Origin of the sequence: Burkholderia sp. MS455, from assembly GCF_016899445.1 — a bacterium.
In the GTDB taxonomy this organism is placed as follows: Bacteria; Pseudomonadota; Gammaproteobacteria; order Burkholderiales; family Burkholderiaceae; genus Burkholderia; species Burkholderia pyrrocinia_C.
This window is the reverse complement of record NZ_CP041779.1, coordinates 177,394-200,434: the sequence shown is the minus strand read 5'-3', so window position 1 is coordinate 200,434 and position 23,041 is coordinate 177,394. Positions and strand designations below refer to the sequence as shown.

Annotated in this window: 18 protein-coding genes, 1 tRNA gene, 2 pseudogenes and 2 riboswitches; of the genes and pseudogenes, 13 read left to right on the top strand and 8 right to left on the bottom strand. The window is 68.1% G+C overall.

Going from position 1 to position 23,041, the window contains the following annotated elements; genetic code table 11:
• Positions 1–133: 133 nt before the first annotated feature.
• Entirely contained in the window at positions 134–1,705 is a 1,572-nt protein-coding gene (locus FPJ27_RS19990) for a TIGR04222 domain-containing membrane protein (protein WP_204425363.1), read from the bottom strand.
• Between the two features lie 388 nt (positions 1,706–2,093).
• On the opposite strand from FPJ27_RS19990, the gene FPJ27_RS19985 reads away from it, so the two are divergent.
• Positions 2,094–3,497: a GGDEF domain-containing protein gene (locus FPJ27_RS19985; RefSeq protein WP_204425361.1), complete on the top strand. Its 1,404-nt coding sequence runs from the start codon at positions 2,094–2,096 to the stop codon at positions 3,495–3,497.
• A gap of 94 nt (positions 3,498–3,591) precedes the next feature.
• On the opposite strand, the pseudogene FPJ27_RS19980 reads toward FPJ27_RS19985, so the two are convergent.
• Positions 3,592–3,846, bottom strand: a pseudogene (locus FPJ27_RS19980) (capsid portal protein); the annotation flags it as partial.
• Here FPJ27_RS19980 and FPJ27_RS19975 point away from each other — a divergent pair.
• Positions 3,838–4,190 (top strand): annotated as a pseudogene (locus FPJ27_RS19975) (tyrosine-type recombinase/integrase); the annotation flags it as partial. The pseudogenes FPJ27_RS19980 and FPJ27_RS19975 sit on opposite strands and share 9 nt — an antisense overlap.
• Before the next feature lie 45 nt (positions 4,191–4,235).
• On the opposite strand, the gene FPJ27_RS19970 reads toward FPJ27_RS19975, so the two are convergent.
• Positions 4,236–4,311 (bottom strand) — tRNA-Arg (locus FPJ27_RS19970).
• Between the two features lie 252 nt (positions 4,312–4,563).
• Between FPJ27_RS19970 and FPJ27_RS19965 the strand changes: the two genes are divergently transcribed.
• A complete protein-coding gene (locus FPJ27_RS19965; RefSeq protein ID WP_072445315.1) occupies positions 4,564–5,457 on the top strand; it encodes a c-type cytochrome in 894 nt (297 codons plus the stop codon).
• 107 nt (positions 5,458–5,564) lie between these two features.
• Here FPJ27_RS19965 and FPJ27_RS19960 read toward each other — a convergent pair whose 3' ends face one another.
• Positions 5,565–7,652 carry a UvrD-helicase domain-containing protein gene (locus tag FPJ27_RS19960; RefSeq protein ID WP_072445314.1) on the bottom strand — a complete coding sequence of 696 codons (2,088 nt, stop codon included), beginning with the start codon at positions 7,650–7,652 and terminating at the stop codon, positions 5,565–5,567.
• Positions 7,653–7,939: 287 nt separating this feature from the next.
• Between FPJ27_RS19960 and FPJ27_RS19955 the strand changes: the two genes are divergently transcribed.
• From FPJ27_RS19955 to FPJ27_RS19920, 8 genes are all read left to right on the top strand, one after another.
• Positions 7,940–8,656, top strand: coding sequence for an SGNH/GDSL hydrolase family protein (locus FPJ27_RS19955; RefSeq protein WP_204426329.1), 717 nt, complete (start codon positions 7,940–7,942; stop codon positions 8,654–8,656).
• A 232-nt stretch (positions 8,657–8,888) separates the two neighbouring features.
• Positions 8,889–9,941 carry an oxidoreductase gene (locus FPJ27_RS19950; RefSeq protein WP_204425352.1) on the top strand — a complete coding sequence of 351 codons (1,053 nt, stop codon included), beginning with the start codon at positions 8,889–8,891 and terminating at the stop codon, positions 9,939–9,941.
• Between the two features lie 158 nt (positions 9,942–10,099).
• Positions 10,100–10,462 carry a hypothetical protein gene (locus tag FPJ27_RS19945; protein ID WP_072445317.1) on the top strand — a complete coding sequence of 121 codons (363 nt, stop codon included), beginning with the start codon at positions 10,100–10,102 and terminating at the stop codon, positions 10,460–10,462.
• 114 nt (positions 10,463–10,576) lie between these two features.
• A riboswitch (glycine riboswitch) is annotated at positions 10,577–10,680 on the top strand.
• 31 nt (positions 10,681–10,711) lie between these two features.
• Positions 10,712–10,845, top strand: a riboswitch (glycine riboswitch).
• 84 nt (positions 10,846–10,929) lie between these two features.
• Positions 10,930–12,048 (top strand): glycine cleavage system aminomethyltransferase GcvT, encoded by a 1,119-nt coding sequence (gene gcvT / locus FPJ27_RS19940; RefSeq protein WP_204425350.1) that lies wholly within the window; start codon positions 10,930–10,932, stop codon positions 12,046–12,048.
• Between the two features lie 117 nt (positions 12,049–12,165).
• Positions 12,166–12,546 carry a glycine cleavage system protein GcvH gene (gcvH, locus tag FPJ27_RS19935; RefSeq protein WP_034183871.1) on the top strand — a complete coding sequence of 127 codons (381 nt, stop codon included), beginning with the start codon at positions 12,166–12,168 and terminating at the stop codon, positions 12,544–12,546.
• Positions 12,547–12,610: 64 nt separating this feature from the next.
• Positions 12,611–15,538, top strand: coding sequence for an aminomethyl-transferring glycine dehydrogenase (gene gcvP / locus FPJ27_RS19930; RefSeq protein ID WP_204425341.1), 2,928 nt, complete (start codon positions 12,611–12,613; stop codon positions 15,536–15,538).
• A 151-nt stretch (positions 15,539–15,689) separates the two neighbouring features.
• Positions 15,690–16,826 (top strand): alginate lyase family protein, encoded by a 1,137-nt coding sequence (locus FPJ27_RS19925; protein ID WP_072445308.1) that lies wholly within the window; start codon positions 15,690–15,692, stop codon positions 16,824–16,826.
• A gap of 31 nt (positions 16,827–16,857) precedes the next feature.
• Positions 16,858–18,246 carry an L-serine ammonia-lyase gene (locus FPJ27_RS19920; RefSeq protein WP_072445307.1) on the top strand — a complete coding sequence of 463 codons (1,389 nt, stop codon included), beginning with the start codon at positions 16,858–16,860 and terminating at the stop codon, positions 18,244–18,246.
• 66 nt (positions 18,247–18,312) lie between these two features.
• Here the strand turns inward: FPJ27_RS19920 and FPJ27_RS19915 are convergent, their stop codons facing one another.
• The 4 genes from FPJ27_RS19915 to FPJ27_RS19900 all read right to left on the bottom strand — a co-directional run bounded on the left by FPJ27_RS19915 (position 18,313) and on the right by FPJ27_RS19900 (position 19,945).
• Positions 18,313–18,714 carry a type II toxin-antitoxin system VapC family toxin gene (locus FPJ27_RS19915; RefSeq protein ID WP_204425339.1) on the bottom strand — a complete coding sequence of 134 codons (402 nt, stop codon included), beginning with the start codon at positions 18,712–18,714 and terminating at the stop codon, positions 18,313–18,315.
• Positions 18,714–18,950: a type II toxin-antitoxin system VapB family antitoxin gene (gene vapB, locus FPJ27_RS19910; RefSeq protein WP_204425338.1), complete on the bottom strand. Its 237-nt coding sequence runs from the start codon at positions 18,948–18,950 to the stop codon at positions 18,714–18,716. Before vapB ends, FPJ27_RS19915 begins: the two co-directional genes overlap by 1 nt.
• A 252-nt stretch (positions 18,951–19,202) precedes the next feature.
• Positions 19,203–19,487 (bottom strand): type II toxin-antitoxin system mRNA interferase toxin, RelE/StbE family, encoded by a 285-nt coding sequence (locus FPJ27_RS19905; RefSeq protein ID WP_072445305.1) that lies wholly within the window; start codon positions 19,485–19,487, stop codon positions 19,203–19,205.
• Positions 19,484–19,945 (bottom strand): hypothetical protein, encoded by a 462-nt coding sequence (locus FPJ27_RS19900; protein WP_072445304.1) that lies wholly within the window; start codon positions 19,943–19,945, stop codon positions 19,484–19,486. Before FPJ27_RS19900 ends, FPJ27_RS19905 begins: the two co-directional genes overlap by 4 nt.
• A gap of 290 nt (positions 19,946–20,235) precedes the next feature.
• Here FPJ27_RS19900 and FPJ27_RS19895 point away from each other — a divergent pair, with 290 nt between their 5' ends.
• Complete coding sequence (locus FPJ27_RS19895) at positions 20,236–21,939, top strand: thiamine pyrophosphate-binding protein (protein WP_204425335.1); 1,704 nt, start codon at positions 20,236–20,238, stop codon at positions 21,937–21,939.
• Positions 21,936–23,030 carry an ADP-heptose--LPS heptosyltransferase gene (locus FPJ27_RS19890; protein WP_204425333.1) on the top strand — a complete coding sequence of 365 codons (1,095 nt, stop codon included), beginning with the start codon at positions 21,936–21,938 and terminating at the stop codon, positions 23,028–23,030. Before FPJ27_RS19895 ends, FPJ27_RS19890 begins: the two co-directional genes overlap by 4 nt.
• Positions 23,031–23,041 lie beyond the last annotated feature (11 nt).

Here is a 23,041-nt window from a genome sequence, read left to right as displayed (position 1 = left end):
GATAGCGTCGATTGACAGCTTACCGAAGCGTGCACGCGGGCGATGCGGCGATCTGAGCCCATTCCGCGCGGCTGTTCAGACGATGGGTCGCGCCGCCCGTGGCGGCCCGCGATGCGCAGTGCAAGCCACGAGCTCAGTTGCTCGACGAACACCCGCCGCAACTGCTCGAACTGCATGAACTGGAGCTGCACGAACTCGACGAACCGCAGCTCGACGACGAGCCGCTGCTGCCGGACGAATCCGAACCACCCGTGCGCGCCGCCACCGGGGCTCGCATCAACGGCGGCGGCTCCATCAAAGCACTCGAATGCGCGGCCCACGCGGTGCCGGCCAGCGCTCCCGCACCAAACAGCGCAGCAGCCCAGAGCGACTCATTCGGCGAATCGGACTCGCCCTGGCGTGCGCTCCGGTACGCGTCAAGCGACGCCTGCCCACCCACCGTCAGGCCGCCGCGCCCGAATCCGGTCAGGCGCCGCGCGACGAAGTGGTATGCGATCGCGAACGCCGCCATACAGATGACGAGCAACAGGACCGGCCGCCCTCGACTCAGCCCGACCGCCAGTTTCGCCGCGCCCGTGCCGAGCACCAGCAGCGCAATCGTGCGCGCGGCCATGCGCGCCGTCCGCATCTCGCCGGGCACCCAAAACCAGCCGCAGTTGCGCAACGAATCCGCGAATTCGGAGAACCGACGCGCCAGCAGCTGCCGGAACGCGCCGAAGCTGGCCTCTCCGCCCGGTTGCCCATCCAGCCAGTAGCATTCGTCCGCATATGCGCCGGCGCGCCTCACGTCGATGCTCTGCACGCGCGCGCCCAGTCGCCCTGCCATCCTCAGGTCGATCGCGCCCGCCTGGATGAGCGACAGCGTCGCGACTTGCACGACCCTCGATTCGTCTCCGACGAGATACGCGACTTCCTCGACCGTCAGGTTCGGCGGCGCTTCGCGAGCGCGCGCGCCCCAGCGCCGGCAGCGATATTCGATCTGTTGCAGGCCCACGATCAACAGCAACGCGACGATGCAAGCCGGCACGTAGAACGCGAGAAACTGCGGCCCTGTGTAGTTCAGCACGTTGAAGTCCTGCGCCGATGCGCAGGTCGCGGCGACGCTCGCGGCGGCGGCCGGCCACACGAGCTTCGACAGCCGGTTGCGCCAGGTCCTGCCGCCCGGCGAGGCGGCAGGCGAATCCGATTCGGCCGGCTCGTCCGCGGCCGGCAGGTCCGGCGGCGGCGATCCGTGCGCGGCGTGCAGGCACGCAGGTGGCCAGATCGATTCCGGCGGCTCGCAGCCGAACAGCCGGCGATAGCTGTCGAGCGTGTCGCGATAGCGCTGCGCGTACACGGCGGCTTCGTCCGGCGCGCCCGAGCCGGGCATGTGATGCAGCCGCGCGCGCAGCACACCGGCACAGAAGACGTCCCAGTATTCGAGCGTGTATTGCAGGTGGAAATGCCAGGCGGCATCGACCGCGACCGACGGCGTGACCGGGTGCCCGGCCACCTGCGCGAGAAACGCGAAGCGCTTGTATTCGTCGATCACGGCCAGCGCGCGCGCGTGCGACCAGCCTTCGGCGTCGGCGAGGCGCCGGCTGTACGGCAGCGGCGCGTCCGGATCGTCGGGGGAGTACGCGTTCAGGCGCGCGAGCAAGGCATGCTGCGCATCGGTCAGCGCGCGGGCATCGACTGCGGTCGAGGAAGACGGAATGGCAGCCATCGGGAGTCGGCGCGATGCGCGGACGGCCGCCGCGATCGACGCTTGGAGTTGTCGTTGCGGGCGATTCTCGCATAACGGTGCAGCAGTGCGACGCCTGTCCACCGGTCCTGCCCTGAGCCGGGCGATACGACGGGCTCGGAAGAGGTGTGCCCGGCAAGCGCAGTCGCAGTCCCAGTCGCAGTTGCAGCCTCAGCCACAGCCGATCGAGGATCACGACACCGAAAGGCGCTGATGGGCGCCAACTGGCTGCGATTTCACTACGGGAAGGAAAACAGTGCGCCAGGAAATCCACTGCGGAATCAGATTCCCGGAGCGGGACGCATAAAGGTCTCGCCGAATGCGTTCCCGTGCCTATACTGAATTCGTCCGAAGAAATCGAAGACTGAACATGCACGCCAATGTTGCCGCCAAAGAGCCGACTGGCGCAGCCCAGTTGGTCACCCGGATATACGCCAAGCTCCTGCTGACTGGCTTCGCGTTGGTGCCGGCGTATCTGATTGCCTACCTGTACTTCTTCCAGGATCCGTCGCTGAAATTCGAGAATCACGCTTTTCACGAGCTGGCGATCGCAGCTGCCACGCTCGAAGGCGTGTTCGTCACCTATGTCTGCTGGCGTTGCTATCGCCTGTCCGGCGAGCCGTTGCTGCGTTGGCTTACGCTAGGCTTTCTTGGCTTCTCCCTCGTCTACGCGTTGCATGGCGCCTTCACCGGCATGGCGCATCACAATATCTGGCTGTTCCTGCTGTATGGGCCGGCCTCGCGTCTGACCATGTCGATCCTGATCTTTGTCGGGCAGCTCGCCTACAGCCGCAAGGCCGACAGCGACGCAACCCGCGTCGATCGCCGCACCTGGATCACGTGGATCGCGCTGTTCGGGCTGATCGACGTGGCGGTCGCCGCGCTCGCCTATTCGCCGGTGGCCGGCAACCTGTGGGTGCGCCTTTCGTTGGAGGGGGGTGCACTGGTGTTCTCCACCGTGAATGTTGTCGCCCTGGTCGTGCGTCGCATCCGCTCGCCCCTGATGACGATCTACGGCATTTCGGTGGCGTCGTTCGCACTGGCGTCGCTCGCCTTCATCCTCGGGCGGCCGTGGAATCACATGTGGTGGCTCGCGCATGCGATTTTTGCTGCCGGCTTCTTCCTGCTCAGTTTCGGTGTGGTGCAGGCCTTTCACACGACGCGTTCATTTTCGAAGATCTACAGCCAGGAAGAGCTGTTTGCCCGGTTGAGAGAAGCCATGGCGAGGACGGAGCAGGCCCTGCAGGCGCTGCAGCGGACCAACGAGAAGCTCGAGCATCTGGCTGCAACGGACCCGCTCACGGGCGCGGCCAACCGGCGGCAATTCATCGAGCGCGTGGAAGCGGAAATTGCTCTGGCGAAACGCAACGGCGCGCCGTTCTCATTGCTTTCGCTCGATCTTGACCACTTCAAGGCAATCAACGACAGCTACGGGCATCAGGCAGGCGACCAGGTGTTGCAGCGCTTCGTCAACAAATGCCTCGATGCGATCCGGCCGTACGACGGCGTTGCGCGGGTGGGCGGAGAAGAATTCATGGTGCTGCTGCCGCAAGCCGCGCTGGATACCGCACAGTCGATCGGTGAACGCATCCGTGCAGCGATCGCGGGCGCACCATTTGAGGCCGGCATCGGCAAGCCGATTGAGGTCACCGTGAGCGTTGGCGCCTCCGAATTCGGCCGGGACGGAGAGACGATCGACGCGATCCTGCGCAAGGCGGACGAACGCCTGTACCGCGCGAAGCATCAAGGTCGCAACCGTGTTGTTGTCGCGTAATTTCTCCTGGTGAAATCTCGCGCAAGCGCGAACGCTTGCAACGCCAAGACTACACACCGAGACTGCATAACCAAGGCGCATAAAACTGCATAACGAAGCGCGCCTGCAGCGGTTTGATTCCGTTCCGGCCGAACCCGCGCGCGGCCGTGTCCGGCGTGCCGAACCCGCCCGAATTGCCCGGCACGATACCAAGCAGTTGCGGCGGCACGCGATGCGCGGCGAACAGATCGTCGCGCGTCACGTTCTTGATGTTGAAGAACTCGTCCTTCGCCGCGACCTCCGGCACGGGAATGAGCCGGATGGCGCCCTTCTTCCCGTTCGGCGCGTCCATGAGCACGTTACGGAAATTGTCGTGCTGCGACGCCAACTCGCGAAGAAGCGCGCGCCGGAGTTCGCCGACAGCGTGTTCGTGTACCAGGGCCGGCCGGTCTACCAGACGGGGACGGCCGCCTGGCGCAAGGCGCTCGAGCGTGCCGGCATTCGCGACTTCCGCTGGCACGATCTGCGCCACACCTGGGCGAGCTGGCATGTGCAGCGCGGCACGCCGTTGCAGGTGTTGAGGAGCTGGGCGGATGGGAAACGTTCGAGATGGTGCAACGCTACGCGCACCTGTCGGTGGCGCACCTGGCGCAGTGGGTCACGCCGCTGACGGCCGAGCCGGTGCCGATGCTAGCTGCAATTCAGCTGCAATGAGACTGTCCGACGAAGGAAGGAAACCGCTGAGAGCCTGACTAGACTTGGCGCGCCCGGCTGGGATCGAACCAGCAACCCCTGCCTTCGGAGGGCAGTACTCTATCCATTGAGCTACGGGCGCATTTGACAGTGAAACGACCCCGATATACAGGCCGTCCACAATTGGCAAGACGGCAAGGATACCCGGTTTCCCATGACGCGTCCACCTTGCCCGCCGAATCGCCGCCGGGCCGCGCTGCGTGCGGGTAAACACGCGCCATCGCGCCGCTCGCCGTGATGTAAACGTTCCGTCTATAATCGTCCGTGCTTCATTGGACTGCCATTTTGCCGTTGCACCGCGCTCACAATTCCTATTCATGGAGACGAGGCAAGCATGAGCGAAGCACCCCACGAATCTCCCGTCAAAACCCCCGGGCAGTTGGTTGCCGTCATCATCGCGTCGTTCGCGATCCCGATCGTCCTGATCGTCCTGTTCGCCACCTATGCAAACCATGTGTTCCGTTCCGGCGCCGGCACGGACGCGCTGTCCGACGAGCAGGTCGCCGCACGTATCAAGCCGCTCGCGCAGGTCGACGTGAAGGACGCCAACGCGCCCCGCACGTACAAGACCGGCGAGGCAGTCTACAAGGCCGTCTGCGTGACCTGCCACGGCACGGGCGCCGCCGGTGCGCCGAAGTTCGGCAACAAGGACGACTGGGCGCCGCGCATCTCGCAAGGCTTCGACACGCTGCTGAAGACGGCCCTCGCCGGCAAGGGCGCGATGCCGCCGCGCGGCGGCACCAGCCCCGACGACGTCAGCGACTATGAAATCGCCCGCGCGATCGTCTACATGGCGAACAACGACGGCGCGAACTTCCCCGAACCGGCCGCGCCGGCCGCCAACGCGGCGCAGCCCGCCAGCGGCGCGGCAGGCGCGTCGGGCGCTGCCGACGCCGCGAGCGCGCAGATCGCCGCGGCGCAGGCCGCGATCGCCGCGATCCCGAAGGCCGGCGAACAGCCCGCGGCCGCACCGGCCAGCGCCGATGCGGCAACCGCCGGCAAGGCGCTGTACACGTCGACCTGCCAGGCGTGCCACGCGGCGGGCGTGCTCGGCGCGCCGAAGTTCGGCAGCAAGGAAGATTGGGCGCCACGCCTGAAGGACTCGATGGATACGGTCTACAACTACGCGCTGCACGGCAAGGGCGCGATGCCGCCGAAGGGCGGGGCGAACGCATCGGACGCCGACGTGAAGGCGGCCGTCGACTACATGGTCAACGCGTCGAAGTAGCACCGGCCCACCCGTAAAAAACCCCCGCGGCGCACACGCATCGCGGGGGTTTTGTTTTGCCGGGCCGCCGGCCGCCGGATCGCCGTGCGCCCGACAGCGCCGCCGCATCACTTCTGCAGCAGCGCCTTCAGGCTCGCGAGCCGATCCTTCGGCGACATCGGCGCTTCTTCCGGCGTGGGCGGCGGCGCTTCGTCGAGGCCCATCTCGGGGATGAAGCGCGACGGCTCGCACACGACCGTCTCGCGCGCCCGCTTGCGCTTCTTGCACCAGTTCAGGTGCAGGCTGCGCTGCGCGCGCGTGATCGCGACGTACATCAGCCGGCGCTCTTCCTCGATCCGCTCGCTGTCGATCGGGCCGTCGTCCTCGCTGCCGCCGCGGTGCGGCATGATGCCCTCCTCGACGCCGACCAGGAACACGTGCGGATACTCGAGCCCCTTCGACGCATGGACGGTCGACAGCCGCACGGCGTCCGGATCTTCGTCCTTGCCCTCGAGCATCGACATCAGCGCGACGGTCTGGATCAGGCCGAGCAGGTTCTTGCCCGTATCGGCGAGCCCGTCCGCGTTGTGGAAGCCCTCCGCCTCGCCATCGACGGCCTCCGTCTCGGGCTTCGTGCCCTTGCGCTTCAGCCATTCGAGGAATTCGAGCACGTTCTGCCACTTCGACTGCGCCTGCCGCTCGTCGAACGCGTCGTACAGGTAGGCCTCGTAGTGGATCGCCTCCATCATGTCGTCGAGCACGACGGTCGCGGGCTCCTTGTCCGCGCGCTCGGTCAGGCGCTGGATGAAGTCGCAGAACATCCTGAGCGGCTCGACCTGGCGCGCGGACAGCCGCGCCTCGATGCCGCCCATGTACACGGCCTCGAACAGCGACACCTTCGCCTGCCCAGCGAACGAGCCGAGCGCCTCGAGCGTCGTGTTGCCGATCCCGCGGCGCGGCGTCGTGACCGCGCGGATGAACGCGGGATCGTCGTCGGCGTTCGCGATCAGCCGCAGGTACGCGCACAGGTCCTTGATCTCGGCCTTGTCGAAGAACGACTGGCCGCCGGACAGCACGTACGGGATCCGCTCGCGCCGCAGCACCTGCTCGAAGATGCGCGCCTGGAAGTTGCCGCGATACAGGATCGCATAGTCGCGGAACTGCGCGCGCCGTTCGAACTTGTGCGCGGACAGCCGGAACACGACCGATTCGGCCTCGTGCTCCTCGTCGTTGCACGGCGTGACGGTGATCGAATCGCCCATCCCGTGCTCGGACCACAGCTTCTTCTCGAACAGCTTCGGGTTGTTCGCGATCACGTTGTTCGCGGCGGTCAGGATCCGCACCGTCGACCGGTAGTTCTGCTCGAGCTTGATCACGTGCAGCTTCGGGAAATCCTTGCCGAGCTGCGCGAGGTTCTCGAGCGTCGCGCCGCGCCAGCCGTAGATCGCCTGGTCGTCGTCGCCGACCGCCGTGAACGCGGCGCGCGGGCCGGCGAGCTGCTTCAGCAGCTCGTACTGGCACGCGTTGGTGTCCTGGTACTCGTCGATCAGCAGGTAGCGCAGCTTGTTCTGCCAGCGGTCGCGCACCTGCTCGTTCTTCGCGAACAGCTCGGCGGGCAGGCGGATCAGGTCGTCGAAGTCGACCGCCTGGTACGCATGCAGCGTCGCGACGTAGTTGCGGTAGACCAGCGCGGCCTGGTGCTCGTCCTCGTTGGCCGCGATCGCCATCGCCTCGTCGGGCATGATCAGGCCGTTCTTCCACAGCGAGATGATGCTCTGGATCTTGCGGATCAGCCCCTTGTCGGTGGTGCCGAGCTGCTCCTGGATCATCCCGAAGCAGTCGTCCGAATCCATGATCGAGAACTGCGGCTTCAGGCCAACGTGCTCGGCCTCCTGGCGCAGGATCTGCACGCCGAGCGAGTGGAACGTGCAGACGGTGAGCTGGTTGACGGGCACCTTGCGGCCTTCCTTGCCGGGCGTGGTGAGCGTCTTGCCCTCGAGCAGCTTCGACACGCGCTCGCGCATTTCGGCGGCCGCCTTGTTCGTGAACGTGACGGCGGCGATGTGGCGCGGCTCGAAACCTTTCGCTTCGATCAGGTGCGCGATCTTCTGCGTGATCACGCGGGTCTTGCCGCTGCCCGCGCCGGCGAGCACGAGACAGGGACCGTCGAGGTAGCGCACCGCTTCGTTCTGGGCGGGATTGAGGCCTGCGGACATGATGACGGATGGTGTTGCGGTTGACGGCGGAACGCCGGGAGGATGCCGTGCGCGGCAGGCTGGCGAAGCAGGCGGACACGCGGGCAGGACGCGCATGTTAACACGTCGGCGGCGCGTATTTCGGGAGCGCCGCCGGACGGGGCCGTGCGGGCCGATCGCCCGGCCGCGCCCTGTCCGTCCGGCCAATCCGGCCCCGTTCGCGCACCGATCGGCCACAATACGCACACGCCGACGCCGCCCCGCGCCGAGTCCGTATGAACCGCCCGAAACGCCACCGGATCGACACCATGGGATACCCGCTCGCCACCGCCGCCCTCGGCCCGCTGCTGTTCGCGCAGGGGCGCTACGTGCGGCGCGTCACGCCGCGGCTGCCCGAGGCGGCCGGCCCGCGCGACGGCGTTGCCGGCGACGGCCCGCCGCTGCGCGTGCTGGTGGTCGGCGATTCCGCCGCCGCGGGCGTCGGCGTCGCGACGCAGCGCGACGCGCTGTCCGGGCAACTGGCGAGCGCGCTGGCGGCCACGCACCGCGTGAGCTGGAAACTGCTCGCGCGCACGGGCCTGACCACCCGGGATCTCGTCGACTGGCTCGCCGCCGAGCCGGCCGAGCCGGCCGAGCCGTTCGACGTTGCCGTGACGTCGCTCGGCGTCAACGACGTGACGGGCGGTGTCCCGCCGGCGCGCTGGCAGGCGGCGCAGGCCGAACTCGTCCGGCTGCTCGCCGCGCGCTTCCGGGTCGGGCACGTGATCCTGTCGGCGGTGCCGCCGATGGAACGCTTTCCGGCGCTGCCGCAGCCGCTCGCGTGGTATCTCGGGCTGCGCGCGAAGCGGCTCAACGCTGCACTCGCCGGCTGGGCCGCCGCTCAGCCGCATTGCACGTTCCTGCGGGTCGCGCTGCCGCTCGAACGCCACCTGATGGCCGCCGACGGCTTCCACCCAGGCGAAGCGGCATGCGCCGTGTGGGCCGCACAGGTCGCTGCCGCCGTGCGGCAGCGGGCGGCCGCATGACACGGCACAGCGCTCGCGCGCAGGCCGTTTGCCTCGATGCCGGGCAGGCAGCCACGCGCGCACGCTGCGCGGTCTCGCGCAAATGCCGGCTTCCTTTGCGCATGCGCCGCATCTCCCCGTGCATTTCGCCCAACGCGCCAGTACAAGCGGCGGCGCCATGCCAAAATAGCCGGTCGTCTTCGCGCCGCCTCGGCGCGCCATCCTTTAACTTCCTTCGCAGCCAGGAATTGCCATGTCGTCATTGCTCAGGATTGGTTTGATGGGTTTCGGTTTCGCCGGCGCGACGTTCCACGCGCCCGTGATCGCCACGAGCGGCCGCACTGAAGTCGCCGCGATCGCGACGGGCCAGCCCGATCGCGCGCAGGCCGCGTATCCGGGCGCGCGCGTCGTCCCCGACCTCGACGCGCTGCTCGGCCTCGACGACATCGAATGCGTGGTGATCGCCACGCCGAACGACACGCATTTCGCGCTCGCGCGCCAGGTGCTCGAAGCCGGCCGTCACGTGGTCGTCGACAAGCCGGTCACGCTCACCGCCGACGAGGCGCTCGCGCTCGCACGGCTCGCGAACGCGCGCAGCCGGCTGTTCGCGCCGTTCCACAATCGCCGCTGGGACGGCGATTTCCTCACCGTGCGCCGCGTCGTCGAATCGGGCGAGCTCGGCCGGCTCACCTACTTTGCGTCGCACTTCGACCGCTTCCGGCCGACGCCGCGCACGCGCTGGCGCGAGGAGCCCGCACGCGGCGGCGGCCTGCTGCTCGACCTCGGCCCGCACCTGATCGACCAGGCGCTTGCGCTGTTCGGCGTGCCGGAAACGGTGAGCGCGACCGTCAAGACGCGCCGCGACAACGGCACGGCGCCCGATTTCGTGCACCTGCTGCTCGGCTATCCGGACAAGGACATCGCGCTGCATGCGAGCGCGCTGGCGGCGATCGAGCCCGCGCGCTTCACGCTGCACGGCACGCGCGGCAGCTACCAGAAGTTCGGGCTCGACACGCAGGAAGACCAGCTCAAGGCCGGCCTCACCGCGGACGACGTCGAGTTCGGCGGCGGCAACCCGCCCGGCCTGTTGCGCGTGCTCGACGGCGAAGTCGAAGTCGAGCGCCCGGTGCCGACGCTCGACGGCCAGTACGCGGAGTTCTACCGCGCGCTCGCCGCGTCGATCCGCGACGGCGCGCCGTTCCCCGTCACCGCGCAGGACGCCGTCGACGTGATGACGATCATCGAGCTCGCCGCGCAGAGCGAGCACGACGGCCGCCGGCTGCCGTTCGTGCGCCGCACGGTCTGACACCGCCGGCCGGCCGGTTGCGGCCGGCCGGCACGCGTGCGCCTGGATCAGCCGGAACATTCGGTTACAAATGCCGGGGGAACGAAAGTCAGCGGTAGACCTGTCTGACGCGTTTCTCAAAAAAGTCGATCCGACACCAATCCGTCAGGAGAATGTTGATGCAACGGTTGATTCGCGCAGCAGCGTGCTGCGTGCTGGTTTCCTCGCTCGCGGCCTGTATCGTGCAGCCGCAGCAGCCGGTTCGTCCGGCGCCCCCGCCTCGGCCGAATCCGCAGGTCGTCGCGAACGAGCGGACGCAACAGATCCAGGGCCGGATCGACAACCTGCATCGCCGCATCGATGCGCGCGTGAACGGCGGCTACTACCCGCCGCCGTACGGCGCGCAGCTTCACCACCGTCTCGACGTGATCCGCCAGGAAGCGAACGACATGGCCGCGCAGCACAGCGGCGGCCTGTCCGGCGACGAGCAGCGCGTGCTGAACCAGGAACTCGACACGGCCGCGCGCGCGATCGGCGAGTAACGCACCGGCGCCCGCCGGAGTGGAAAAAAGCGGCGGCACGGGCTGCCGCCGCTTGTCGCGAAGCGACATTCTTTTGCTCAAATTGACAAGGTCCAACCGCTCGCGTACAGTCGCCCGCACGCGTCGGGAGAGCGTGTGACCGCGTTGCTGAAACGCCGGTCGCGCCGCCGAAGGGGCACACCCGCAAACTCTCAGGCAAAAGGACCGACCGCGTCGGGGAATCCCGTCCGCGCATTGCGCGGGCCGCACTCCCCGCACTCTGGAGAGCGGCAGTAGCCCGCTGCGCACATGCTGCGCGGGCAAGCTGCCCACCGAAGGGGCGCGCGCTCGCCGGGCTTTGCCCGCAGCGCAATCTCTCAGGTATCGAGGACAGAGGGGCATGTACCTGATCGCTCGCAGCCCGTCGGCCGCGGCGGTCGGCACATGGCCGTTCTGATCCGCGCGCAAGCGCCTTGCCTGAGGCCTCGATGACTGCACTGAATCACACCCCGCTCAACGCCGCGCACCGCGCGCTCAATGCCCGCATGGTCGACTTCGGCGGCTGGGACATGCCCGTCAACTACGGCTCGCAGATCGAAGAACACGAAGCCGTGCGCACCGACGCCGGCATGTTCGACGTGTCGCACATGTGCGTCGTCGATTTCACCGGCAGCCGCGTGCGCGCGTTCTTCGAGCACGCGATCGCGAACAACGTCGGCAAGCTCAAGACGCCCGGCAAGGCACTCTACTCGTGCCTGCTCAATCCGCAGGGCGGCGTCGTCGACGACCTGATCGTCTATTACTTCACCGAAGAATTCTTCCGCGTCGTCGTCAACGCCGGCACCGCCGAGAAAGACATCGCGTGGTTCAACCAGCTCAACGAGCAAGGCGGCTACGGCGTCACGATCGCGCCGCGCCGCGATTTCGCGATCGTCGCCGTACAGGGCCCGAACGCCCGCGAAAAGGTCTGGACGACCGTGCCCGCCGCGCGCGCCGCGACGAGCGAGCTGAAGCCGTTCAACGCCGCGCAGGTCGCCGGCACGCCGTTCGGCGATCTCACCGTCGCGCGCACCGGCTATACCGGTGAAGACGGCTTCGAGGTGATCGTCCCGGCCGTGCATGTCGAAGCGCTGTGGAACGCACTGCAGCAAAGCGGCGTGCGCCCGTGCGGGCTCGGCGCGCGCGACACGCTGCGCCTCGAGGCCGGCATGAACCTGTACGGCCAGGACATGGACGACACCGTGTCGCCGCTCGACGCGGGCCTCGCGTGGACGGTCGACCTCACCGCACCGCGCGACTTCGTCGGCCGCGCCGCGCTCGAGCGAGACGGCACGCGCGCCGCGTTCGTCGGCCTGATCCTGCAGAAGGAAAACGGCAAGGCGGGCGGCGTGCTGCGCGCGCACCAGAAAGTCGTCACGCCGCACGGCGAAGGCGAGATCACGAGCGGCACGTTCTCGCCGTCGATGCAGGAATCGATCGCGTTCGCGCGCGTGCCGACGGCCGTCCAGGTCGGCGACACGATCCAGGTGCAAATTCGCGACAAGAATCTTCCCGCGCGCGTGGTAAAACTGCCGTTCGTGCGCAACGGCAAGGTCCTCGCTGCGTAACGGCCGGGGGGCCTCCTCCCGGGAAGCCGGGAGATGGCGCCCGGCGCAACCACACCCCGGCGCGCCCCGGCGGCGCGCCAGCAAAACGAATCACACCCTTTTATCCAGGAGCATCCGATGAGCAACGTCCCGGCCGATCTGAAATACACCGACGAACACGAGTGGATCCGCACCGAGGCAGACGGCACGCTGACGGTCGGCATCACCGATCACGCGCAGAGCACGCTCGGCGACATCGTCTTCCTCGAACTGCCCGAAGTCGGCAAGTCGGTGACCGCGGGCGACGCGGTCGGCGTCGTCGAATCGGTGAAGGCGGCATCCGACATCTACTCGCCGGTGTCGGGCGAGATCGTCGAAGTCAACGGCGCGATCGTCGACGCGCCGGATCAGGTCAACGGCGACGCGTACGCGAGCTGGCTCTTCAAGATCAAGCTCGCGGCCGGCGCATCGACCGACAAGCTGATCGACGCTGCCGCCTACACCAAGCTGATCGACTAATTTCCTTACCCGAACCGCGCGGGGCCGGCCAGCCGCCCGTCCCGCGCGGGACCAGAGTCACGCCATGAAGCTCGAACACCCGGACCGCCTGATGAACCGCACGCCCCTCTCGCTCGCCGCGCTCGAAACGCACGACGCGTTCGCCGAACGCCACATCGGCCCCGACGCCGCCAGCCAGCAGGCCATGCTCGACACGCTCGGCTTTGCGTCGCGCGCCGCCCTGATGGACGCCGTGATCCCGGCCTCGATCCGCCGCGCCGAAACGCTGCCGCTCGGCCCGTTCGCGCAGCCGAAGAGCGAGGCCGAAGCCCTCGCCGCGCTGCGGGCTCTCGCGGACAAGAACCAGGTGTTCCGCTCGTATATCGGCCAGGGTTACCACGACACGCACACGCCGGCGGTGATCCTGCGCAACGTGCTCGAAAACCCGGCGTGGTACACGGCCTACACGCCGTACCAGCCCGAAATTTCCCAGGGCCGCCTCGAGGCGCTCCTGAACTTCCAGCAGATGGTGACCGACCTCACGGGCCTCGCGATCTCGAACGCGTCGCTGCTTGACGAGGCCACCGCCGCGGCCGAAGCGATGACGCTGCTGCAGCGTACCGGCAAGCCGAAGTCGAACGTGTTCTACGTCGCCGACGACGTGCTGCCGCAGACGCTCGAAGTGATCCGCACGCGCGCGCTGCCGATCGGCATCGAGGTCAAGACGGGCCCGGCCGCCGACGCCGTGCAGGCGAACGCGTTCGGCGTGCTGCTGCAATACCCGGGCGTGAACGGCGACGTGCGCGACTACCGCGCACTCACGGAAGCGATCCACGCGGCCGGCGGCCACGTGGTCGTCGCGGCCGACCTGCTCGCGCTCACGGTACTGACGCCGCCCGGCGAATGGGGCGCGGACGTCGCGATCGGCAACACGCAGCGCTTCGGCGTGCCGATGGGCTTCGGCGGCCCGCACGCCGCGTATCTCGCGGTGCGCGATGAATTCAAGCGCCAGATGCCGGGCCGCCTCGTCGGCGTGACGGTCGACGCGCAGGGCAAGCCCGCGCTGCGCCTCGCGCTGCAAACCCGCGAACAGCACATCCGCCGCGAGAAAGCGACGTCGAACGTGTGTACCGCGCAGGCGCTGCTCGCGATCATGGCCAGCATGTACGCGGTCTATCACGGCCCGCACGGGCTGAAGACGATCGCGCTGCGCGTGAACCGCATCGCGGCGCTGTTCGCCGCCGGCGTGAAGCAGCTCGGCTTCGCGACCGTCAACGACACGTTCTTCGACACGCTGACGATCGACACCGGCGCGCGCACCGCGCAGGTTCACGAATTCGCGAAGGCAAAGCGCATCAACCTGCGCCGCGTGAGCGACACGCAAGTCGGCGTGTCGGTCGACGAAACGACGACGCGCGACGACCTCGCCGATCTGCTCGACGTGTTCGCGCAGGCCGCGGGCGGCACCGCGCCGGCCGTCGACGCGCTGGACGCCGGCCTCGCCGGCGTCGCCGCGCTGCCGGCCGGCCTCGAGCGCACGAGCGCATACCTGACGCACCACGTGTTCAACCGCCACCATTCCGAAACCGAAATGCTGCGCTACCTGCGCAGCCTGTCGGACAAGGATCTCGCGCTCGACCGCTCGATGATCCCGCTCGGCTCGTGCACGATGAAGCTGAACGCGACGTCGGAAATGCTGCCCGTCACGTGGCCCGAGTTCGGCGGCATCCACCCGTTCGCGCCGGCCGACCAGACCGTCGGCTACCGCGAGATGATCGACCAGCTCGAGCAGATGCTCGTCGCGGCCACCGGCTACGCGGCCGTGTCGCTGCAGCCGAACGCGGGCTCGCAGGGCGAGTACGCGGGCCTGCTGATCATCCACGCTTACCACGCATCGCGCGGCGAAGCCCACCGCGACGTATGCCTGATCCCGGCGTCCGCGCACGGCACGAACCCGGCATCCGCGCACATGGCCGGCATGAAGGTCGTGGTCGTCGCGTGCGACGCACAAGGCAACGTCGACATCGCCGACCTGCAGGCGAAGGCCGAGCAGCACTCGAAGGACCTCGCGGCGATCATGATCACGTATCCGTCGACGCACGGCGTGTTCGAGCAGAACGTCCGCGAGATCTGCGAGATCGTCCATGCGCACGGCGGCCAGGTGTACGTCGACGGCGCGAACATGAACGCGATGGTCGGCCTGACCGCGCCGGGCCAGTTCGGCGGCGACGTGTCGCACCTGAACCTGCACAAGACCTTCTGCATCCCGCACGGCGGCGGCGGCCCGGGCGTCGGCCCGGTCGCGGTCGGCGCGCACCTCGCGAAGTTCCTGCCGAACCAGCGTTCGACCGGCTACGCGCGCGACGAAAACGGCATCGGCGCGGTGTCGGCCGCCCCGTACGGCTCGGCGTCGATCCTGCCGATCTCGTGGATGTACATCGCGATGATGGGCGCGAAGAACCTGACCGCCGCGACGGAAACCGCGATCCTCAACGCGAACTACATCGCGAAGCGCCTCGCGCCGCACTACCCGGTGCTGTACTCGGGCCCGGGCGGGCTGGTCGCGCACGAATGCATTCTCGACCTGCGTCCGATCAAGGATTCGAGCGGCATCAGCGTCGACGACGTCGCGAAGCGCCTGATGGACTACGGCTTCCATGCGCCGACGATGAGCTTCCCGGTGCCGGGCACGCTGATGGTCGAGCCGACCGAATCGGAATCGCAGGAAGAACTCGACCGCTTCATCGCCGCGATGATCGCGATCCGCGAGGAAATCCGCGCAGTCGAGGAAGGCCGCGCCGACCGCGAGGACAACCCGCTGCGTCACGCACCGCACACGGCGGCCGTCGTCACCGCGAACGAATGGCCGCACGCGTACTCGCGCGAGCAGGCTGCGTACCCGGTCGCGTCGCTCGGCACGAACAAGTACTGGCCGCCGGTCGGCCGCGCGGACAACGCGTACGGCGACCGCAACCTGTTCTGCTCGTGCGTGCCGATGTCGGAGTACGCATAACGCGCGCCAGGCCCCGAGCTGTCCGATGGTGATCGCACCGCACGCAACTCCGTGTTGCGTGCGGTTTTTGCGTTCGCCGCTCGAACCGGTGCGCGTTCGTCCGCCAATCCGGCTAACATCACACGCGATCCAGCCAACGAAGGAGTTCCGCATGGTGCGTCCGATGTTTCCGGGCCATGGTGCAATGCAGAGCCGGCCGCGCGCGCGCCGGTTCGTGCCGATGCTCGTCGCGTCGCTGTCGTTTGCCGCTGCCGGCCTCGGCGCGGCCGGCAGCGCGCGCGCGGCGATGAATTTCTGCGCGGCGCCGGCACTGCAGGCGAGCGAGACGACCCAGGCCGAGCCGGGCGTGCAGGCGCTGATCCGCAGCGTCGACGCGCGCGTCGGCGAGCAGCCGAAGGCGATGCCGCGCGTGCACACCGAGGGCACGCTGCCGCACGAAGGCATCTACGACCAGAGCGCCGCCGCGCTGAAGGACATGGACCTGATGCGCGACGCGGCGCTCGCATGGCGCGTGACGAACGCGCCGCGCTACCTGCAACTCGTCGACCGCTTCCTGTCCGCGTGGGTCGCGACCTACCAGCCGAGCTTCAACCCGATCGACGAGACGCGCTTCGAAAGCCTGATCATCGCGTACGACATGACCGCGAGCGCGCTGCCGGTGAAGACCCGCAACGCGACGGCCGCGTTCATCGCGAAGCTCGGCGCCGGCTATGTCGCGCAGATCGACGCGCAGAAGCGCCCGCTCACCGGCACCTGGCGCAACAACTGGCAGAGCCACCGGATCAAGCTGATCGCGCTGTCCGCGTTCACGCTCGGCGACCGCAGGATGATGAACGCCGCGCAGCGGCTGTTCGTCGAGCATCTCGCCGACAACATCGGCCCGGACGGCAAGACGTGGGACTTCGAGGAGCGCGATGCGCTGCACTACGCGGTGTACGACCTGCAGCCGCTGGTGACGGCCGCGCTTGCCGCGCGCCGCTTCAACCGCAACTGGCTGCGCGAGCGCGGCGCGAACGGCGCGACGCTCGAGGCCGCGCTCGACTGGCTCGTGCCGTACGCGCTCGGCGAGAAGACCCACGAGGAATTCGTGAATTCGCCGGTGCCGTTCGACGCGAAGCGCCGCGAGGCCGGCCTGCCGGGCTACACGGGGCAGTGGGACCCGAAAAACGCCACCGAACTCTTTCATCTGGCCGCGCGGCTGGACGGGCGCTATGCCCGCGTCGCGCAGCAGCTTTCCCCGACGCCGCCCGCATGGCTCGCCGCGTGCCTGCCATTACAGGCGCGCTAGCACTACTCTTATAAGCAAGGCAGGTATCGAAATGGCAGTCAGCGTGTTTGACCTCTTCAAGATCGGCATCGGTCCGTCCAGTTCGCATACGGTCGGACCGATGCGCGCGGCGCTGATGTTCGTCCAGGGCCTCGAGCGCGACGGGCAGCTCGATGCGACGGCCCACGTGAAGGTCGAGCTGTACGGCTCGCTCGGCGCCACCGGCAAGGGCCACGGCACCGACCGCGGCGTGATGCTCGGCCTGCTCGGCGACGCGCCCGACACCGTCGATCCCGACACGATCGACGCGCGGCTGGAAGAGGTCCGCAAGTCGAAGAAACTTGCGCTGCTCGGCACGCATCCGGTGCCGTTCGTGCTGAAGGAGAACATCGCGTTCTACCGCCAGGCGCTGCCCGAGCATCCGAACGGGATGAAGCTGCGCGCGTCCGACGCGAACGGCGCGGTGCTGGTCGAGCGCACGTACCTGTCGGTCGGCGGCGGCTTCGTCGTGACGGCCGGTGCGCCGAACACGAAGGTGCTGAGCGCGGCCGAGCAGATGACGCACCCGTTCCGCACCGGCGCGGAGCTGCTCGCGCTGACCGAATCGACCGGCAAGTCGATCGCGCAGCTGATGTGGGAAAACGAGCGAGCGTGGCACACCGAGGAAGAAACGCGCGACGGGCTGCTGAAGATCTGGGCCGTGATGCAGTCGTGCGTGTCGCGCGGCTGCGGGATCGGCAACCCCGATGCCGACGGCAATCTGCCCGGCCCGTTCCAGGTCAAGCGCCGCGCGCCGCAGCTGTACCGCACGCTGACGGGAAGCCCGGAGCGCGCGCTGCAAGACCCGCTGTCGATGATCGACTGGATCAACCTGTACGCGATCGCGGTCAACGAGGAAAACGCGGCCGGCGGCCGTGTCGTCACCGCGCCGACCAACGGCGCGGCCGGCATCATCCCGGCCGTGCTGCACTACTACACGCGCTTCACGCCCGGCGCGAACGAGCAGGGCGTGATCGACTTCCTGCTGACGGCCGCCGCGATCGGCATTCTTTACAAGCTCAACGCGTCGATCTCGGGCGCGGAAGTCGGCTGCCAGGGCGAAGTGGGCGTTGCCTGCTCGATGGCGGCCGGCGCGCTCGCGGCCGTGCTCGGCGGCACGCCGCAGCAGGTCGAGAACGCGGCCGAGATCGGGATGGAGCACAACCTCGGCCTCACCTGCGACCCGGTCGGCGGGATGGTGCAGATCCCGTGCATCGAGCGCAACGCGATGGCGTCGGTGAAGGCCGTCAACGCGGCGCGCATGGCGCTGCGCGGCGACGGCTCGCACTACGTGTCGCTCGACTCGGTGATCAAGACGATGCGCGAGACGGGCGCCGACATGAAGACGAAGTACAAGGAAACGTCGCGCGGCGGGCTGGCGGTGAATATCGTCGAGTGTTGAGGCAGGACCCGACGGTAACGCGGGGCGAATCGACATCCCGCATTACCGTCGAGCCTAGCCAACGTGCTAATTGGTGAGCCAGTTTTCCATCCGCAACCCCGGATAGCTCGCAAAATCCCGCTCGTTGTTGGTCACGAGGACGACATCGAGCGACACGGCATGAGCCGCGATCAGTTTGTCGAGATGATCCTTCTTCCGCTCGCGGGTTGCTTCACGGACAGGACCGTACGCTTGCGCAGCCGCGACGTCGAACGGCGCAACGGGAATATCGTCGATCAGCGCGGCAAGATTGCGGCGCTCCCGTGCAGGACTCGCACACGCAGCGACGCCGTACTCGAGTTCGGCATACGTGATCGCCGACATCACGACGTCCCCTGTGTAGCATTGCGCGAATCGTCTTGCGACCTGCTCCGGCTGATTCTTCATCAGATAGATGCACATGTTGGTGTCGAGCATATAGCGCGGCATCACAGACCCTCGCGCTCAGCCTGCTCCTGATCGCCGCGTCCTTCGGACATGAAATCCGGCCCGAATTTCGCGAACTTCTCGAGCACTCGTGCCAGAGGCCGCCGCGTAGGCCGAATACGGATTTCGTCACCCACTCGCTCGATTTCCAGTTCGATATCGCTGCGCTCATAGGCAAGGTCCGCTGGAATCCGTACGGCCTGCGAGTTGCCGTTCCGAAATACCCTGGTGGTATGCATGTCGATCTCCCATCCGGATGTACGTCGGATGTACTTTAGGTCATTTCTGATCTCTTGTAAATCCATGTGTGTACATGATGATCCGCTCGGCAGAGGTGTGCTCAATGGGATCGTGCCTCGATCCGTAAGCAGAACATTTGCACGCCCATCTTTCCCCTCCCGTCATGATGTTCCTCCGGTGCTCGAGGGCTTGATTCAGCCCCGTTCCGACACTTGGTGAATTGCATCGAGCACCGAGCCCGGGGCCATGCATCACGGCCACTGCCGCCGCGCATGCAATACGCGGAGAATCTCCACGATGTTGTCGGCCGGGCGGATGCGATATACGAGCACGTAGTTCGGTGCGACCACCAGCTCGCGCGTGCCCGCCACGCGCCCTTGCCGATACAGTTCGGCGCGCGCGGGCAACGCCGCGGCCCGCTCCTCCAGCCGCTCGTCCAGCTCGAGCGCGGCCAGCGGGTCGTGCTGGGCGACGTAGTCCATGATCGCGGCGCGGTCCTCGCACGCCTTCGGATGCCAATGCAGCGCGAGGGTCAAACAGCATTACCCCGCTTGCCCGCGATCCGTTGACGCAGCGCGGCACGGCGCGACGCAAACTCTGCGCTGACCTCGGCATCGGGAATCGACGGGCGCGGATCGTCCAGCGCCTGCTGCACCTGCTCGCGAAACCAGCGGTCGTGGACAGCCGCTTCATGGGCCGCTTTCAGCGCGGCCGCACGATCGGGCCGGGTCGCCCGGCCGGCTGCATCCGGGTCGAAATCCGACGCGTCCACATCGAACCGGCTGATACCGATATCGCGCAGAAACCCGACCAGCGTTTCAAAACGACGGAACACGCGCACGTCGCCGCGTTTGGCCGACAGGAGCCGCTCGCTTGCGCCGCAACGGGCCGAAACGGCCCAGCCGTTGCCACAGCCGATCACACGCGCGGCGCGAACGGCGCCGGCCTCGACGAGCTGGACGAGCGTCTTTTGATCGATCGTTTCGGTTGCCATGCTGGATTCTCGATTCCGTTAGTCATTCCAGAAATTTTACTATTGAATGGCATCCCATTTTATTATTACTTGGGACGTACGACATCGAGGCTCGAGACCCGTATTCGCGTCGACATCCGTAGCCCTCAATTCTCCCTGTCAAGCGATCGCGCACAAGCTGGCCGTTCGGCCAACCGCAACCGGCGAACGCGGGCGATGCGCCGTCCGAGTCACTCCGTGTTCCGACACTTTTCACCGCCCCGCCGACAGGCGTAAGCTGTACGTCCCGCTACCCAGGGAGACGGCAGCCCATGTCGCATTCCAAGGATCTCGAGCCGCGCGCCACCACCGGTGCGCGACTGCTCGTCGATGCGTTGCTCGCCAATCACGTCGAACGCGTGTTCTGCGTGCCGGGCGAGAGTTTCCTCGCCGTACTCGATGCGCTGGCGGACGACACCGCGCGCATCCAGACGGTCGTCTGCCGCCACGAGGCGGCCGCCGCGAACATGGCCGAGGCGGTCGGCAAGCTGACCGGCCGCCCCGGCATCGCGTTCGTCACGCGCGGGCCCGGCGCGACGCATGCGTCGATCGGCGTGCACACCGCGTTCCAGGATTCGACGCCGATGATCCTGTTCGTCGGCCAGTGCGCACGCGAGCACCTCGACCGCGAAGCCTTCCAGGAAATCGACTACCGCCGGATGTTCGGCCAGATGGCGAAATGGGTCGCGCAGATCGACGACCCGCGCCGCATCCCCGAATACCTGAGCCATGCGTTCCACGTCGCGATGTCGGGCCGTCCGGGCCCGGTCGTGCTGGCGTTGCCGGAAGACGTGCTGTCCGAAGCGTGCGCGCCGCGGCCCGTCGTGCCGGCTGCGAAACGCGTCGCCGCCGCGCCGTCGGCCGCGCAGATCGACGAACTGCGCGAGCGGCTCGCGCGCGCGGAACGGCCGCTCGCGATCATCGGCGGCAGCGGCTGGACGCCCGACGCGTGCGCGAACCTGCGCAGCTTCGTCGAGCGCTGGCAACTGCCGGTCGCGTGCGCGTTCCGCTACCAGGACACGATCGACAACGCGCACCCGAACTACGCGGGCGACGTCGGGCTCGGGATCAATCCGGCGCTCGCGAAGCGCATCCGCGACGCCGACCTGCTGCTCGCGATCGGGCCGCGCCTCGGCGAAGCGACGACCGGCGGCTACACGCTGCTCGACATCCCGAAGACGCGCCAGACGCTGATCCACGTGCACCAGGGCGCGGACGAGCTCGGCCGCGTGTATGCGGCCGACCTGCCGATCGTGTCGGGAATGCCCGAGATCGCCGCGCCGCTCGCCGCGCTCGAACCGCCCGAGCGCCCTGTGTGGGCCGGCACGGCCGCCGACGCGCATCGCGCGTACCGCGAATGGCATGCGCCGCTGCCGATGCCCGGCGACGTCCAGCTCGGCGACGTGATGGTGCAGTTGCGCGAGCGCCTGCCGCACGACGCGATCCTGACCAACGGCGCCGGCAACTATGCGATCTGGCTGCATCGCCACTTCGCGTATCGGCACTTCCGCTCGCAGCTCGCGCCGACGAGCGGCGCGATGGGCTACGGCATCCCGGCCGCGCTCGCCGCGAAATCGCTGTACCCGTCGCGGGCCGTCGTCGCGCTCGCGGGCGACGGCTGCTTCATGATGGCCGGCAACGAGCTTGCCACCGCGATGCAGTACGGATTGAACATCGTCGCGATCGTCGTCAACAACGGGCATTTCGGCACGATCCGCATGCATCAGGAGCGCAACTACCCGGGCCGCGTGCACGGCACGGGGCTCACGAATCCCGATTTCGCCGCGTATGCGCGCGCGTTCGGTGCGCATGGCGAGACGGTCGAGCGCACCGCCGATTTCGCGCCCGCGCTCGAACGCGCGCTGACCTGCGGGCTGCCTGCGCTGATCGAGATCCGCATCCCGCAGGACGCCAGCACGCCGGCCGCGACGCTCGAGCAAATCCGCGAACAGGGCCGCCGCGCACGCGGCGGATGACGGTGGAAATGCGCACCGCGCCGCCCGTCACCGCGCTGTCGCACGACGACGCGCTCGTGCTCCCCGGCACGCTGCTCGCGCCGGACGGCACGCTCGTCGCGCCTTACGACGTCGAGTACGGCGATGCCCGCGCAGTCGGCCACGTGCCGGCCGCGGCCGCGCTCGGCCTGCTGCACGCCGCGCACCGGCCGCTCCGGCTCGACTACGACGGCGCACGGCATGTGCACGTGATCAACGGGATGGGCGTCACGCTCGGCGATTCGGTGATCGGGCTGACCGCGCTCGCCGCACTGCGCGCGGCGCACGCGGGCCTGCGTTTCACGCTGTACCGGCCGGCCCGCACGCCGCGCTATGTCGACGCGCTGTATGCGCTCGCGGCCGACGTCGTCGCTCCATCGCGCACGCTGCCGTGCCCCGTCGACGCGCTGCCGGCGGACGCGCCGTGCATCGACGTCGGCAATCACCTGTACTGGCCCGCGTTCGCGCGGCTGCCGATGATCGATTTCTTCCTCGACGCGCTCGGCGCCGACCCGGCCGCCGTGCCGGCCGCCGCGAAGCGCAACCGCTGGCTCGCGCGGCTGCCGCTACCCGCGCTGCCGGCCGCATGGCAGCGACCGTACGTGCTGTTCTGCCCGAACGCGAGCACCGCGGTGCGCAGCGTGCCGCCCGCGCTGCGCGCGGCGTTCGTGGAACGGCTCGCGCAACGCTACGGGCTGCCGGTGGCCGGGTTCGGCCCCGTCGCGCATCCGGCCTACACCGACGTGAGCGGCGACGCGACCGACACCGCGCGCTTCATCGCATGGGTCAAGGGTGCAAGCCTGCTGTTCGCGCCCGACACGGCCGCGCTGCATCTCGCCGACGGCTTCGACGTGCCGACGCTCGCGTGTTTCACGACGATCGGGCCGGCGCTGCGCGTGCGCGACTATCCGCATTGCGTGCCGGTCGAACTCGACGTGCCGGCCGAATTGCGCGGGCTGCATCGCAGCGAGCGGCCGGCCGATCTCGCGGCGGTCGAGGCCGCGTATCGCGCGATCGACTGGGACCGGCTTCCGTGGCCTACGCCGCGTGAAGCGGCAGCGACCACCGGATAACGGAACAGCAC

Bases quoted from the DNA above. Each gene is read 5' to 3' on its own strand.
- FPJ27_RS19990 (WP_204425363.1), bottom strand. From the start codon at position 1,705: ATGGCTGCCATTCCGTCTTCCTCGACCGCAGTCGATGCCCGCGCGCTG.
- FPJ27_RS19985 (WP_204425361.1), top strand. From the start codon at position 2,094: ATGCACGCCAATGTTGCCGCCAAAGAGCCGACTGGCGCAGCCCAGTTG.
- FPJ27_RS19965 (WP_072445315.1), top strand. From the start codon at position 4,564: ATGAGCGAAGCACCCCACGAATCTCCCGTCAAAACCCCCGGGCAGTTG.
- FPJ27_RS19960 (WP_072445314.1), bottom strand. From the start codon at position 7,652: ATGTCCGCAGGCCTCAATCCCGCCCAGAACGAAGCGGTGCGCTACCTC.
- FPJ27_RS19955 (WP_204426329.1), top strand. From the start codon at position 7,940: ATGGGATACCCGCTCGCCACCGCCGCCCTCGGCCCGCTGCTGTTCGCG.
- FPJ27_RS19950 (WP_204425352.1), top strand. From the start codon at position 8,889: ATGTCGTCATTGCTCAGGATTGGTTTGATGGGTTTCGGTTTCGCCGGC.
- FPJ27_RS19945 (WP_072445317.1), top strand. From the start codon at position 10,100: ATGCAACGGTTGATTCGCGCAGCAGCGTGCTGCGTGCTGGTTTCCTCG.
- gcvT (WP_204425350.1), top strand. From the start codon at position 10,930: ATGACTGCACTGAATCACACCCCGCTCAACGCCGCGCACCGCGCGCTC.
- gcvH (WP_034183871.1), top strand. From the start codon at position 12,166: ATGAGCAACGTCCCGGCCGATCTGAAATACACCGACGAACACGAGTGG.
- gcvP (WP_204425341.1), top strand. From the start codon at position 12,611: ATGAAGCTCGAACACCCGGACCGCCTGATGAACCGCACGCCCCTCTCG.
- FPJ27_RS19925 (WP_072445308.1), top strand. From the start codon at position 15,690: ATGGTGCGTCCGATGTTTCCGGGCCATGGTGCAATGCAGAGCCGGCCG.
- FPJ27_RS19920 (WP_072445307.1), top strand. From the start codon at position 16,858: ATGGCAGTCAGCGTGTTTGACCTCTTCAAGATCGGCATCGGTCCGTCC.
- FPJ27_RS19915 (WP_204425339.1), bottom strand. From the start codon at position 18,714: ATGCCGCGCTATATGCTCGACACCAACATGTGCATCTATCTGATGAAG.
- vapB (WP_204425338.1), bottom strand. From the start codon at position 18,950: ATGCATACCACCAGGGTATTTCGGAACGGCAACTCGCAGGCCGTACGG.
- FPJ27_RS19900 (WP_072445304.1), bottom strand. From the start codon at position 19,945: ATGGCAACCGAAACGATCGATCAAAAGACGCTCGTCCAGCTCGTCGAG.
- FPJ27_RS19895 (WP_204425335.1), top strand. From the start codon at position 20,236: ATGTCGCATTCCAAGGATCTCGAGCCGCGCGCCACCACCGGTGCGCGA.
- FPJ27_RS19890 (WP_204425333.1), top strand. From the start codon at position 21,936: ATGACGGTGGAAATGCGCACCGCGCCGCCCGTCACCGCGCTGTCGCAC.